This is a genomic window from Mesorhizobium sp. B2-1-8, assembly GCF_006442545.2.
Taxonomy (GTDB): domain Bacteria; phylum Pseudomonadota; class Alphaproteobacteria; order Rhizobiales; family Rhizobiaceae; genus Mesorhizobium.
The window spans coordinates 1,135,460-1,149,343 of sequence record NZ_CP083952.1 but is presented as its reverse complement, the minus strand read 5'-3'; the positions used below and the strand labels follow the sequence as shown (position 1 = coordinate 1,149,343).

The window sequence follows — 13,884 nt, the reverse complement described above, 5'->3', positions numbered from 1 at the left end:
GCCTCTCCCACTATTCGACCGCCAGCGCCGTCGCGGGTGCGACGGTGCGGAAATCGAGGTCGCGGCTGACCAGCCGTTCGACGCCCGCCGAGGCGCCGGCCAGGATCTGCCGGTAGCCGGCTATCGAGCGGGCAAAGACGTTGTAGATCACCACCGCCGGAATTGCCGCCACCAGGCCCATCGCGGTCGCCAGCAGCGCCTCGGCGATGCCCGGCGCGACCACGGCGAGATTGGCGGTCTGTGCCTGCGAAATGCCGATGAGGGCGTTCATGATGCCCCAGACGGTGCCGAACAGGCCGACGAAAGGCGCCGTGGAACCGATCGTCGCCAGCAGGCCGGTGCCGCGCGACATGCGCCGCGACGCCGCCGCCTCTATGCGCGACAGGCACGAGCTGACCCGTTCCTTCAACCTGTCTCCGCCGACATGGTCGAGCGCACCGGCCGAAAGCGCGGTCTCTTCTTCCGCTGCCCGCACCGGAGCGCGCCGGGGCCGCCGCTGCGGTCGAGCGCGCGGCTCGCCTGCTTCAACGTCGCGGCATCGCCGATCGCGCGGACGGCACGGCGGACGCGCAGCTTGCCGCCGAAAATCTCCAGCGATTTGGCCAGCCATATCGTCCAGGTGACGAGCGACGCGAAGGCCAGTCCGATCATCACCGCCTTGACGATGATGTCGGCGGCCATGAACATGCCCCATGGCGACAGGTCGCGCGGCAGGGTCAGCTCCATCGCCCCGGCAGGCGTTGCCCCCGCCGGCAACGCGAGCGCAGGCGTCGCCGGTGCGGCAGCCGCCGGGGTAGCGGGTGCCGGCGCAGGTGCCTCGACTGCTGGAACAGCACCAGCCGGTTGCTCCTGGGCCATCGCGCCGGTCGCCGCCAGGATCACCGATGCGACCAACGCCGCCAACAAACCATGTCTCGACACGAGCTTCTTCCTTTGTTCGCCTCTGGTCATGCATTTCTCCAGTGCGGCCGCCGCATTCCCGGCTATGGCAGGCAGATGCCCGGCTGACTATAAAACATGAACTTTGTAGTCAACATTGAAGATGACTGCAACACTCAACAATCTTGGGAATACGCCGTGAAACCCTGAACCGCTACGGCGCCAGTGGCCCGCCGATATCCCAGGCCGTACGATGCCGGGCATCCGGTATCGCCGCATCGATGCGAACTCGCTAGAGTGATCCGGCGGCAAGGAGTTCCGGATGATCAAGGCAATACCTTTCGACTACCCCTATGACGGCAGGCTGGTCGCCGAAAGCACCGCGTTGATCGTCATCGACCTGCAACAGGATTTCCTGTCGACATCGGGCTATTTCGCCAGGAAGGGGTATGACCCCTCGCCGCTGCGGGCGATCCTGCCCACGGTGAACCGCCTGATCGCGGCCGCGCGCAAAGCCGGCGTCACGGTCATCCACACGAGGCAGGGTTATCGTACCGACATGGCCGACATGACACCCTATGAGAAATGGCGCCGCAAGCGCGCCGGCCTCGACGGCACCGATGTCCTGCTGCGCTCGGGCGCAGGGTTCCAGATCGTTCCGGAGATCGATGTCGCGCCGCACGACATCATCGTCGACAAGACCTGCAACAGCGCTTTCACCTATACGGATTTCGAGCTTGTGCTGCGTGCGCGAGGCATCGCCCATCTGATGTTTTCAGGGTGCACGACGGATGTCTGCGTCCACACCACGCTGCGCGAGGCCTGTGACCGCAATTTCCAGTGCCTGACGATCTCGGACGCCTGCGCCAGCGGCGATCAAAGGGCGCATGAAGCGGCGTTGCACATGGTGACGGTCGAGGACGGCGTCTTCGGGGTGCTGGCCGATTCGGACGCCGTCATCGCTGGCTTGTCGCGTCTTGGCGACAGACCTGAAGCAACTGACGATTGATGGGTTTCAGCTCGCTGCCCGCGTCTCTAACCCTGGGCGAGGCGCGTAAGCTCCAGGCTGGAGTTCGCTGACTTCGCGGCGTACCAGCGAGTTGCGCAGCAGCGCTAGTGTTTCCCGGCCGGCCGTCGCGATCTCGCATGGCGTATCAACGCCGACGATCATGAATTCATCGATGCCGAGAGCCGCATAAGCAAGCAGCGACAGCGCGACCTGGGCCGGCGGCCCGGAGAGGTCGACCGCCTTGTGGCCGGCGGCGGAAACACCTTCGTGGATCCTGACCGGAAGCGCGAAGCGCAGTTTGCCGGCGCGGCCATGTTCGGCCGCGGCGCCACGCGCCTGCTCCATCAATTGCCTGATATCGTCGATCGACCCCGGCGCCAGTTCGAAGACATCGGCGTGCCGGCCGGCGACCTTCAGCGCCGTTCCGGTTTGCCCACCCATGCGGATCACGAGATCGGCGCCATGCGGACCCTTGCGCGGCACGTAACCGCCCCTGATGCTGTAGAACGCGCCTTCGTGATCGAAGGGCCGATCGTTCGACCACAGACGCTTCAACAGCACCAGATATTCATCGATGCGCTGCCAGACGACGCCATGTCCGACCGGCCGTGTGTCGGCGTCGTCATCGTTCAGCGGCTCGCTGATCATCCTGAGCGCCAGCCGTCCGCCGCCCGCCCTGTCGATGGACGCCAGCTGACGGGCCGCCACCGTCGGTTCGATCACGCCGGCCCAATGGGTGAGCACCACTTCCAACGAAGCGGTGCGGTTGAACACCTGGGACGCAAGATCCATGTTGGTCAGCAGCCCGGCCGAATCGTCGACGACGATCTTCTGGAATCCGCTATCCTCGATCAGCCCGAGCTTGGTCGCGGTCTCGGCGAAGTCATAGAAAAAGGGAATCACCGCGTCGGCGGTCTTGCCGGGAACATGTGTGAATTCGATCGGCATTGTCATCTCCTCCATTGCTGGAATCACTGACGCTGTGAAATGCGAATCCTCAGCCCGCGCGAAAGCGCTCCGGGATCCGGTTCATTCAACTCCGATTGCCTGAAAGCTGTGGGGCAACAGCCCCTGTCGATCCTTATGGAATAAGACCCAACACGACTGCCCCGGTGAACACGAACGCAAGGGCAAAGACGAGATAGGCGAAAGCGCCGGCATAGGCCGGGCGGAAGCCCTGGGCATTCGCCAGCCTCTGGCCATTGCTGTCGGTCTGGGCGTTCTGGATATAGGACATCGCGACCTCCGTCTCGCCGATTAATCTATAAAACTTGTAGACTTTGTCGATTGCTATTTTTGGGCCACTGGCAGAATTATTTTCTCATGAAACGCCAAAGATTGGTGTGAAGTTGCTGTGGGCGTGGGTTCGCGCCCTTACCGCTCCTCCCGTCGAAACGGCTTCAGCAGCGCCGACGGTGCCACCGCGTTGCGTGACATGACGGCCATGGCAACGATGGTGAAGATGAACGGCAGCATCAGGAATGCCTCGTAAGGGATATGCCCCAAACCGCTCGCCTGCATGCGCAGTTGCAGCGCATCGACGAAAGCGAACAGCAGCGCCGCACCCGCCGAGCGCCACGGATCCCAGCGGCCGAACACGACCAGCGCGATCGCCACCCAGCCGCGTCCGGACACCACGCCGAAGGTGAAGGCGTTGAATTGCGCCATCGACAGGAAGGCGCCTGCCAGACCCATCAAGGCACCGCCGAGAATGACAGCCTGGAAGCGCGTGGCGATGACGCTCACACCCGCCGAATCGGCGGCGCGCGGATTCTCGCCGACCATGCGCACCGACAGGCCCCAGGGCGTGCGGTAGAGCACGAAGGCCGCCAGCGGAATGGCCAGGATCGCCATGTAGACCAGCACGAATTGGTTGAACACCGCCGGGCCAAGCACGGGAATATCTGAGAGAATCGGGATCGGCAGTGTCTGAAAACCCTTGATGCTCGGCGGCACCGATTGCTGGCCGAAGATCAGCCGGTAGAGGAAATAGGCAAGCCCCGACGAGAACAGCGTGACGCCGATGCCGCAGACATGCTGGCTGAGGCCGAGCGCGACGGTGAACAGCGCATGCAGCGTGCCCATCAGCATGCCGGTCAACACCGCAACCAGCACGCCGAGCCACAGGCTGCCGCTGAGGCTGGTGGCGGTGAAGCCGGTCATCGCGCAGAGCAGCATGATGCCTTCGATGCCGAGATTGAGCACGCCGGCCCGTTCGGAGAACATTTCGCCAAGCGTGGCAAAGGCCAGCGGCGTGGCGATGCGGATGATGGCGGCGAGAAAGCCAACCTGAAAAATCTGTTCGAATACCGCGCTCATCCGATGGCTCCGACGCGGCGGATGCGATAGGCGGTGAACAGCAGCGCCACCAGCATGGCGAGCAGCGCCGTGCCCTGGATGACATCGCTGAGGAAGGCCGGCACACCGGTCGCGCGCGACATCGCCTCGGCCCCCGTCATCACGGCGGCAAGGAAGATCGCAGCCGGCACGACGCCGAGCGGGTTGAGCCGCGCCAGCATGGCGACGACGATACCGGAATAGCCGTAGCCCGGCGAGATATCGCTCATCACCTGGAAATGCACGCCGCCGACCTCGCCGACGCCGGCTAGCCCAGCCAGAGCGCCCGACAGCAGCGCCGTCGAGATCAGCACCCGCTCGACATGGATGCCGCCATATCTGGCCGCTTCCGGATTTTCGCCGGTGACCCTGATCCGGAAGCCGAGCGTCGTGCGCACGATCAGGAACCAGATCAGGGGTGCCGCGATCAGCGCCGCGACGACACCGAGATGCAGCCGCGTGCCTTCGATCAGCACCGGGAAGTTGGCCGAATCCTCGATCGGCGGCGAGATCGGATAGCCGCTGAAGCTGTCCTTCCACGGCCCCTCGATCAGCGCCATTAGCGCATAGTAGATAACCGAGTTGAGCAGCAAAGAACTCACCACATCATCGACCTTGAATTTTACACGCAGCGTCGCCGGCACCAGCGCGACCGCCGCACCCGCCGCCGCACCCGCCAGCGCCATCAGCAGCATGGCGAGCGGCCCCGGCATCGGGATCGCGCCGACGAAGCAGCTCGCCACCGCGCCGGCCAGCAACTGCCCCTCGGCGCCGATGTTCCAGAACTTGGCACGGAAGCCGACAGCCACCGCGAGCCCGGTGAAGATCATCGGTGCGGCCCGCACCAACGTTTCGGTGATGGCGTAGCTGTCACCGAGCGAGGCCGTGAACATCACGCCGTAGGACTCGAGCACACCGGCCCCGGCCAGAGCGATCAGGCCGCTGCACAGGACAAGCGTGGCGGCGATCGCCAGCAGCGGTAGCGCCAGATTGAACCAGGCGGGTGTGGAGGTACGAGCTTCCAGGCGAAACATCAGCCGTGGCCCTCTGCTCGTGAGATATCCACCGAGCGCTGGCGCCGCCCCTCATCCGCCTGCCGGCACCTTCTCCCCGTATAGTGACGGGGAGAAGGGGACTTGCCGCGTCGGTGGTGGCTGTTCTTGCGACGTCGGTGATTGGCGAAACGGTCGATGAGAGCGCCCCTCTCCCCGTCCCTATACGGGGAGAGGATGCCGGCAGGCAGGTGAGGGGCAGCGCCGGCCTCCAAAGCGAAACGTCGAGGCAAGCCCATGCTACGCCTTCCCCTCAGCGCCGGTCATCAGCAGGCCAAGCCGCGCGATTGTCGCATCGGCGCTGTCGAGTGTGCCGGCAATGCGGCCCTCATACATGACCGCGATGCGGTCGCAGAGCACGAGCAGCTCTTCCAGATCCTCGCCGATGACGACGATGCCGCAGCCCTTGGCGCGCATGTCGAGGAATTTTTCGTGGATGAAGCGGGCCGCACCAATGTCGAGGCCGCGCGTCGGCTGCGAGACGATCAGAACCTTCGGGTCGAAGGCAAGCTCGCGCGCCAGCAGCGCCTTCTGCAGATTGCCGCCGGACAGCGCGCCGGCGCGCGTCATCGGCCCGGGACATCTGATATCATAGGCCTTGATCTGTTCTTCGGCGAAAGCGCGGATCGCATCCGGCTTGAGCAGCCCCTTTGCGGAGAAGGCTGATGTGCCGATGCGCGGCAGCACCATGGAATCGGCGAGCGGCAAATTGGTGACCAGCCCCGTCGTCATGCGATCTTCCGGGATGCGGCCGAGGCCCAGCGCCTGCACCTCGCCCGGCGAGAATTGCACGACCTGTTTGCCGGCTATCGTCATTTGACCGCTGTCGGGCGCGCGCGTGCCCGAGATGACCTCCGCCAGTGCCCGCTGACCATTGCCGGAGACGCCGGCAATGCCGAGGATTTCGCCGGCACGAACCGCAAGCGACACATCGCGCAGCGCCGTGCCCGAATGCTTCGAGGTCGAAATGCCATCGAGGGTGAGTACTGCCTCGCCCGGTGTCGATGGCCCGCGCGCCGGTGGCACGATTTCATGGCCGCACATCAATTGCGCCATTGCGGCCGACGTCGTGTTGGCGGGATCGTCTACCCGCCCGGCGACGCGGCCATGTCGCAGCACCGTGCAGCGATGTGTCAGCACCCGCACCTCGTTGAGCTTGTGCGAGATGAAGATGATGCCCAGCCCTTGCGCCGCCATGGAGCGCAGCGCCGAGAACAGCCCGTCGACCTCGCTCGGCGCCAGCACCGCCGTTGGCTCGTCGAGGATCAAGAGCTTCGCGCCGCGAAACAGCGCCTTGACGATTTCCAGTCGCTGCTGCTCGCCGACTGACAGCGCCGAGACCGGCAGGTTCGGATCAAGCGTCAGCCCGTGCTGGCTGCTGATTTCAGCCAGCCGCGCCAGCCCGCCGGCGCGGTCGATCCGTCCCGACTTGCCCGGAATGCCGATGAGCAGATTTTCCAGCACGGTGAGCCGTGGTGCCAGATGAAAATGCTGATGCACCATGCCGATGCCGGCGGCCAGCGCGTCGGCCGAGCTGGTAATCCGCACCGGCCGGCCCTGGATCAGGATCTCGCCGGCATCCGGCGCGTAAGCGCCGAATAGCACGTTCATCAGAGTCGTCTTGCCGGCGCCGTTCTCGCCGAGCAGACCGAGGATTTCGCCTGGCGCCACGCTGAGATCCACGTCCTCGTTCGCCTTGATGGCGCCGAAGATCTTGGTGATGCCGCGCATTTCAATGAGGGGGGCGGACAAGGGCGAGGATGCTCCTGATGGATGGCGTTGACGCCGCTCTTCACCCTCCCCCTTGTGGGAAGGGCCGGCTTACAATCGCAGCGAAACGGAGATCGCAAGACAGGGTGGGGTGCGGCGCCGACCCCCACCCCGCTCCGCTTCGCGGATCGACCCTCCCCACAAGAGCGAGGGTAAAGAAACTCAATCCGAAACCGGCGTGTTCTCGTCCACATCCACCCGGAAATTGCCTTCCAGGATCTCGGCCTTCTTCTTCTCGACCAGATCCTTGACCTCGGCGGGCAAGGTCTTGTCGAACTTGTGGAAGGGCGCCAGATAGGAGCCACCCTTGGCCATGCGCGAGAAATCGCCGTAATCCTGCGCGGTATAGACGCCGGCCTTGACCAGCTTGATCGCCTGCTCGACCGTCGGGTACATGTCCCAGACCGGGCCGGTGATGACCGTGTCGGGGCCGAGGCTCGACTGGTCGGACATGTTGGAGATGGCAAAAATCTTCTTCTCCACCGCCGCCTCGATGACGCCGAAGCGCTCGGCGTAGATGACATCGACGCCGGCATCGATCTGCGCGACAGCGGCTTCCTTGGCTTTTGGCGGATCGAAGAAGGAGCCGATGAAGGCGACCTTCTTCTTGACGTTCGGATTGACCTCCTTGGCGCCGGCAAAGAAGGCGTTGACCAGCCGGTTCACTTCCGGAATGCCCATCGCCGCCACCGCGCCGACCGTGCCCGACTTCGACATCTTGCCGGCGATCATGCCGGAGAGATAAGCGGGCTCATGGATCCAGTTGTCGAAGACGCCGAAATTGGGTTCGGCCGGCCCGGCGCCCGACCCGAACAGCCAGGCTGTCTTGGGGAACTGCTTGGCGGTGCGGCGCGATTCGCGCTCGGCGGCGAAGGCGTCGCCCAGCACCAGTTGATAGCCGCCCTGCGCATATTCGCGCATGACGCGGCTGAAGTCGGCGGTCTGCACCTTCTCGGACCATTTGTATTCGATGCCCAGTTCCTTCTCGGCCTTCTGCAGCGCGACGTGGATCTGGTTGTCCCAGGGTTCCTCGATCGGCGTGGCGAAGATCGCCGCGACCTTCAGTTTTTTGCCGGCCGCGAAGGCCGCACCTGGCAGCATCGCTGCGGCCAGGCCAAGCCCGCCCAGCTCCAGCACATTGCGTCGCGACAGGCCCGCGCGCATCGAAGGAGATTTGTTGTTCCGGTTTTCCATTGAAGTGCCCCTCTGTTCGACGGCCGTGTCGAGCCGGCCGTTCCAAAAATCAGACGGGGAACTATGGAACGGGTCCGGACTTTTGTCCACATGGTCAAATTTGGCGAAGCGTGCCGCTGCCATTATTCAAGGAGGGGCAACCACAGGCCAATCGCTTCAGGTTCCGCTGCCCCTCACCTGCCTGCCAGCACCCTCTCCCCGTATAGTGACGGGGAGAGGGGTGCTGTCATGGATGGTTTCGCCAATTGTCGGCGTTGCAGGAAAAGCGCCAGCCTGCGGCCAGCCCCCTTCTCCCCGTCACTATACGGGGAGAAGTGCCCGGCAGGGCGATGAGGGGCGGCGCCGGCTTCGACAGGGTTACCTGAAGCGATTTGCTTAGGCCCGCTCCAGCGCCACGGCGATGCCCTGGCCAACGCCGATGCACATGGTGGCCAGCGCGTAGCGGCCGCCGAGCTCGCGCAACTCAAGTGCGGCCGTCCCCGAGATGCGGGCGCCCGACATGCCCAGGGGATGGCCGAGCGCGATGGCGCCGCCATTCGGATTGACGTGTTCGGCCTCCTCGGCAATCCCGAGCTGGCGCAGCACGGCGATGCCTTGCGAGGCAAAGGCTTCGTTGAGTTCGATGACATCGAATTGTTGCGGCGTCAGGCCAAGCCGCGCGCAAAGTTTCCGAGTCGCCGGCGCCGGGCCGATGCCCATGATGCGCGGCGCGACCCCCGCGGCCGCACCGCCAAGGATGCGGGCGATCGGCGCCAGGCCGTATTTCTTCACCGCCGCTTCGGAAGCGACAATGAGAGCCGCCGCGCCGTCATTGACACCGGAGGCATTGCCCGCCGTTACCGTGCCGCCTTGCCGGAACGGCGTCGGCAGCTTGGCCAATGCCTCGACGGTTGTGCCGGCGCGGGGATGTTCATCCTTCGACACGACAGTCGCATCGCCCTTGCGCTGCGGGATCGTCACCGCACTGATCTCCTTCGCCAGCCGGCCATTGGCTTGTGCCGCGACCGCCTTGTCCTGGCTGCGCACGGCAAAGGCATCCTGGTCCGCGCGCGACACGCCAAAGTCCTCGGCAACGTTCTCGCCTGTCTCCGGCATCGAATCGACGCCATACTGCTTCTTCATCAGCGGGTTGACGAAGCGCCAGCCGATGGTGGTGTCGTAAATCTCGGCATTGCGCGAAAACGCCGTATCGGCCTTGGGCATGACGAAGGGCGCACGGCTCATCGATTCGACACCGCCCGCGATCATCAGCTCCGCCTCGCCGGCCTTGATGGCGCGCGCGGCGATGGTCAGCGCGTCCATGCCTGACCCGCACAGGCGATTGACGGTCGAGCCGGGGACTTCCTTGGGCAGGCCGGCCAGCAACAGCGCCATGCGTGCCACGTTGCGGTTGTCCTCGCCGGCCTGGTTGGCGCAGCCATAGACGACATCGTCGATCGCCTGCCAATCGATGCCGGGATTGCGCTCAAGCAAAGCCTTTAGCGGGATGGCGCCAAGATCGTCGGTACGTACCGAAGACAGCGAACCGCCAAAGCGACCGATCGGCGTGCGGATGTAGTCGCAAATATAGGCCTCGGCCATGTCAGGCTGCTTTCCCTTTTCCGGTCCCCTCATGCGCCGCCTTGGTGCGGGCCTGCAGGTCGCGCAATGTCTTCAGTTCGAGTTCCGTCGGCGCCGGCGTCTCGTCAAGGGCCTCGGCGAATTTTACGACCCAGCCACAAGTGTCCTGCACCTGCTCACGCGTAACGCCGGGATGCAGCGACACCACGGTGAATTCCTTGGTCACCGGATCCGGCTTCCAGACGGCGAGATCGGTGATCAGCAATGTCGGGCCAGCGGTGTCGATGCCAAGCCGCTTGCGATGATCGCCGCCCTCGCCATGGCCGAAGGAGGTGAAGAAGTCGATCTTTTCGACCATGCCGCGCTTGGTCTGCGCCATGGTGATATAGACCTCCTTCGACGATGTCGCGATTTCGGGAGCGCCGCCACCGCCTGGCAACCTTGTCTTGGGATGGAAATAGTCGCCGATGACCGTGGTGTTGATGTTGCCGAACTTGTCGAGCTGTGCCGCGCCGAGGAAGCCGATCGAGATGCGGCCGCCTTGCAGCCAGTAGCGGAACATCTCCGGCACCGCGACAGTGGTGACCGCGGTCTCACACAATTCGCCGTCGCCGATCGACAGCGGCAGCACGTCGGGCGCGGTGCCGATCGTGCCGCTCTCGTAGATCAGCGTGATGTCGGGCGCATGCGTCAGCCGCGCGATGTTGCAGGCGGCCGATGGCGCGCCGATGCCGACGAAGCAGACATCGTCGTTCTTCAACGCACGGCTGGCCGCGATCGTCATCATCTCGGTGGGTGTAAAGGCGAGCTCGCTCATGCCGCTTTCCTCAGATGCTCGACGCGGGCCGCGAAATCGTCGGCGGTTCTTTCGATGACGTGCGCCTGCATCCACGCCTGGAATTTTTCCCGGTCGGCGGCGATCTCGTCCCATTCCAGATAAGCCGCATTGTCACGCGCATAGTAACCATGCGCGTAGGAGGGGTGCGAACCGCCCGGCACGACCGAAATCGCCGAAAGGGTCCAGCGCGGCAGCACTGTCAGGTTCGGGTGCAGGTCGTCGAAATTGTCGACCACTTCCTCCACCGTCACCACCGCGCGCCTGGCCGCCAGCACCGCTTCCTTCTGGATGCCGATGATGCCCTCGACCAGCACATTGCCTTTTCTGTCGGCCTTCTGCGCATGGATGAAGGTGACGTCGGGTCGGATCGAAGGGACAGCCGCCAGCACCTCGCCGGTAAACGGACAGGTGACCGACTTGATGTTTGGATTGACGTCAGCCAGCCCGGCGCCGCGATAGCCGCGGAAGACAGCGCAAGGCAGGCCCGCCGCGCCCGCCTCATAGGCATTGGCCATGCCGGCATGGCTATGCTCCTCGACCTCGATCGACCGGGGGAAGCCGTTCTCGATCGCATCGCGGGCGCGCCGCAGGAGGCCGACGCCGGGGTTGCCGACATAGGAAAAGACGATCTTCTTCGCCATGCCCATGCCGATCATCTGGTCATAGATCAGGTCGGGCGTCATGCGGATCAGGGTCAGGTCGCGAAACCCCTGGCGGATCGCCTCATGCGCGGCGGCTGTCGGGATCAGATGGGTGAAGCCTTCGAAGGCGACGGAGTCGCCATTGCCCAGATTCTCGGCCACGGCCTGTTTGAGCGGCAGGAACTTGACCATAGCGGCGGCCCCATGATTCAAAAAGTTCGTATTGCGAACATAAGTATTGCATGTGATACTTTCTGCACCTGCTTCCAGGCGGAGTCAATGCTGGCGAAATCGCTTTGTCAGAGGACGAGATGGACGAAGAGACCGTTTCCCATGATCACGTCGGTTCGCTCGAGCGCGGTCTTGCCGTGATGGAGATCCTGGCCCGGCACCCCTCGGGCATGACGCTGACGGAGATGGCCGAGGAAGCGGGTCTGACCCGCGCCGGTGCCCGGCGCTTCCTTCTCACTCTGGTTGCCACCGGCTATGCCACCCAGTCGGCCCGTGTGTTTTCACTCTCGCCGCGCCTGCTGAGCGTTGCCCGAATTTGGCTCGCCGGCACTTCCCTATGGACCTTCGCCGCGCCCATCATGCGCGCGGTGGCGGCGCAGTTGAACGAGGCCTGTTCGGCGGCGATCCTGTCGGGCGAGGATGTCGTCTATGTCGCTCGCATTCCCGGGCGGCGCATCTTGAGCGTGTCGCTCGACGTCGGCACCAGACTGCCCGCCTATTGCACCTCGATGGGGCGGATGCTGCTGGCTGGGCTGACACCAGCGGAATTGGACGCCTTTCTTAGCCGCGCAACCATCGAAAGCCGGACGCCGAAGACGATCACCGACAGGTCATTGCTCGCAGAGGCCATCGGCAAGGCTGGAACGGATGGCTTCGCCGTCGTCGACGAAGAACTGGAACTCGGCCTGCGCTCGATCGCCGTGCCGATCCGCGACAAGGCTGGACGCACGGTCGCGGCGATCAATGTCTCGACCCAGTCGGCACGGTTTTCCGTCGCGGAGATGGAGCGGGAGATTTTGCCTGCGCTGCTTGAGGCCAGGCAGCGTGTCGAGGATTTCTTTGTGGTTTAAGGGGCCTTGTTAGACTTCCCAAGTCGGCGGGACAGCGCCCCCCTCTGCCCTGCCGGGCATCTCCCCCTCAAGGGGGGAGATCGGATGTCGCGTCGGCTTTCGCCAAATTCCAACGTTGCAAGAAATGCGAGGCGCAAAAACTGCCAATCTCCCCCCTTGAGGGGGAGATGTCCGGCAGGACAGAGGGGGGCGCCGGCCCGCCAGCCTCTGATCATTAGCCTCCTCAATGCTTAATCCGGTCCCGCATCGCGTACCACAGCATCCCCAGCACATAGAGCGGCCCGCGCAAGGCCGTCCCACCCGGGAACGGCATCGGACTTAGTGTCGAGAACAAGTCGAGCCGCGAGGCATCGCCGGTGATCGCTTCGGCCAGCAGCTTGCCCGACAGCGTCGACAGGATGACGCCCTTGCCGGAATAGCCATGTGCGAAATAGACCTCACCATAGTGCCCGACATGCGGCAGCCGCGACGTCGTCACCGACACCAGTCCGCCCCAGGCATGGTCGATGCGGCATCCCTTGAGCTGCGGGAAGGTGCCTTCCATGTGCGGCCGCACGAAGCCAGCGATGTCGGCCGGCGGTGACGGCGTGTAGCGCTCGCCGCCGCCGAACAGCAGGCGTCCATCCGCCGACATCCTGTAATAATTGACGACGAAGCGTGTGTCGGACACCGCGACATTGGCCGGGATGACGTTGCGAGCGCCCTCCAGCGGCTCGGTGGCGACGATATAGTTGCCGACCGGCATGATGCGGCTGTTGACGCGCGGCTCCAGCCCGTTGAGCAGCGCATCGCCCGCCAGCACGACATGTCTGGCCCGTACCGATCCCTTTGCCGTCGAGATGCGGATCGAGGGCTCGCGCTCCAGCTTCACCGCCACTGAATTCTCGTGGATGGTGACGCCGGCAGCGACGGCCGCGCGGGCAAGCCCGAGCGTGTAGTTCAACGGATGCATGTGGCCGCCGAGCGGTTCATACATCGCGCCGTGATAGAGCGTGTCGACCTTGGCCCGAGCCTCTGCCGCCGAGAGAATCTCGACCTCGCGGAATTTCATCACGCTCTCGAGGCACTTGGCCTCCTCTTCCAGATCCCTGAGGTCGGAGCCATTGACCGCGCCGACCAGATGGCCGGTCAGCCTGAGATCGCAATCGATGGCGTTACGCTTGATGATGTCGAGCACCAGCCCGCGCGCCTCGAAGGCGAGGTCGAACAGCACCTTGGCCTGCTCGGGTCCGTAGAGCTTGACCAGACCCTTGGCGCCCTTGCGCAGGCCGGGGATCATCTGGCCGCCATTGCGGCCCGATGCACCCCAGCCGATCCTGCCGCCTTCGAGCAGCACCACCTTCAGCCCGCGCTCGGTGGCGTGAAGCGCGGCCGACAGGCCGGTGCAGCCGCCGCCGACGACGACCAGGTCGGCATCGACATCGCCGGCAAGCGCCGGATGGTCCGGCGCCGGATTGGCGGTGGCGACATAATAGGATTTGCCGATATCGAGACCGGAATTGAAACCCGTCGAAGATGCCAT

11 protein-coding genes and 2 pseudogenes are annotated in these 13,884 nt (G+C 64.5%); 2 read left to right on the top strand and 11 right to left on the bottom strand.

Annotation, left to right across the window (positions count from 1 at the left end; genetic code table 11):
- Positions 1-10: 10 nt before the first annotated feature.
- Positions 11-858, bottom strand: a pseudogene (gene exbB / locus FJ970_RS33780) (tonB-system energizer ExbB).
- Positions 859-1,201: 343 nt separating this feature from the next.
- Here exbB and FJ970_RS05555 point away from each other — a divergent pair.
- A complete protein-coding gene (locus FJ970_RS05555; protein ID WP_140761598.1) occupies positions 1,202-1,888 on the top strand; it encodes a cysteine hydrolase family protein in 687 nt (228 codons plus the stop codon).
- A gap of 6 nt (positions 1,889-1,894) precedes the next feature.
- Here the strand turns inward: FJ970_RS05555 and FJ970_RS05550 are convergent, their stop codons facing one another.
- From FJ970_RS05550 to FJ970_RS05505, 9 genes and pseudogenes are all read right to left on the bottom strand, one after another.
- A complete protein-coding gene (locus tag FJ970_RS05550) occupies positions 1,895-2,836 on the bottom strand; it encodes an LLM class flavin-dependent oxidoreductase (RefSeq protein WP_140761596.1) in 942 nt (313 codons plus the stop codon).
- Between the two features lie 133 nt (positions 2,837-2,969).
- Positions 2,970-3,125, bottom strand: a complete 156-nt coding sequence (locus FJ970_RS05545; protein WP_140751827.1) for a hypothetical protein — start codon at positions 3,123-3,125, stop codon at positions 2,970-2,972.
- Positions 3,126-3,262: 137 nt separating this feature from the next.
- Positions 3,263-4,207, bottom strand: a complete 945-nt coding sequence (locus tag FJ970_RS05540) for an ABC transporter permease (RefSeq protein WP_140761593.1) — start codon at positions 4,205-4,207, stop codon at positions 3,263-3,265.
- On the bottom strand, positions 4,204-5,259 hold the full coding sequence (locus tag FJ970_RS05535; RefSeq protein WP_140761590.1) for an ABC transporter permease: 1,056 nt from the start codon (positions 5,257-5,259) through the stop codon (positions 4,204-4,206). The genes FJ970_RS05540 and FJ970_RS05535 overlap by 4 nt, the downstream gene beginning before the upstream one ends.
- Positions 5,260-5,805: 546 nt before the next feature.
- A pseudogene (locus FJ970_RS05525) lies at positions 5,806-7,008 on the bottom strand (ABC transporter ATP-binding protein); the annotation flags it as partial.
- 201 nt (positions 7,009-7,209) lie between these two features.
- Positions 7,210-8,241, bottom strand: coding sequence for a BMP family protein (locus tag FJ970_RS05520; RefSeq protein ID WP_140761585.1), 1,032 nt, complete (start codon positions 8,239-8,241; stop codon positions 7,210-7,212).
- A 375-nt stretch (positions 8,242-8,616) separates the two neighbouring features.
- Entirely contained in the window at positions 8,617-9,822 is a 1,206-nt protein-coding gene (gene pcaF, locus FJ970_RS05515) for a 3-oxoadipyl-CoA thiolase (protein ID WP_140761582.1), read from the bottom strand.
- Position 9,823: 1 nt separating this feature from the next.
- Complete coding sequence (locus tag FJ970_RS05510; protein ID WP_140761580.1) at positions 9,824-10,618, bottom strand: CoA-transferase subunit beta; 795 nt, start codon at positions 10,616-10,618, stop codon at positions 9,824-9,826.
- Complete coding sequence (locus FJ970_RS05505) at positions 10,615-11,472, bottom strand: CoA transferase subunit A (RefSeq protein ID WP_140761578.1); 858 nt, start codon at positions 11,470-11,472, stop codon at positions 10,615-10,617. Before FJ970_RS05505 ends, FJ970_RS05510 begins: the two co-directional genes overlap by 4 nt.
- Positions 11,473-11,591: 119 nt before the next feature.
- On the opposite strand from FJ970_RS05505, the gene FJ970_RS05500 reads away from it, so the two are divergent.
- Complete coding sequence (locus tag FJ970_RS05500) at positions 11,592-12,362, top strand: IclR family transcriptional regulator domain-containing protein (protein ID WP_140761576.1); 771 nt, start codon at positions 11,592-11,594, stop codon at positions 12,360-12,362.
- Between the two features lie 223 nt (positions 12,363-12,585).
- Here FJ970_RS05500 and FJ970_RS05495 read toward each other — a convergent pair whose 3' ends face one another.
- Positions 12,586-13,884 (bottom strand): NAD(P)/FAD-dependent oxidoreductase, encoded by a 1,299-nt coding sequence (locus FJ970_RS05495; RefSeq protein ID WP_181178717.1) that lies wholly within the window; start codon positions 13,882-13,884, stop codon positions 12,586-12,588.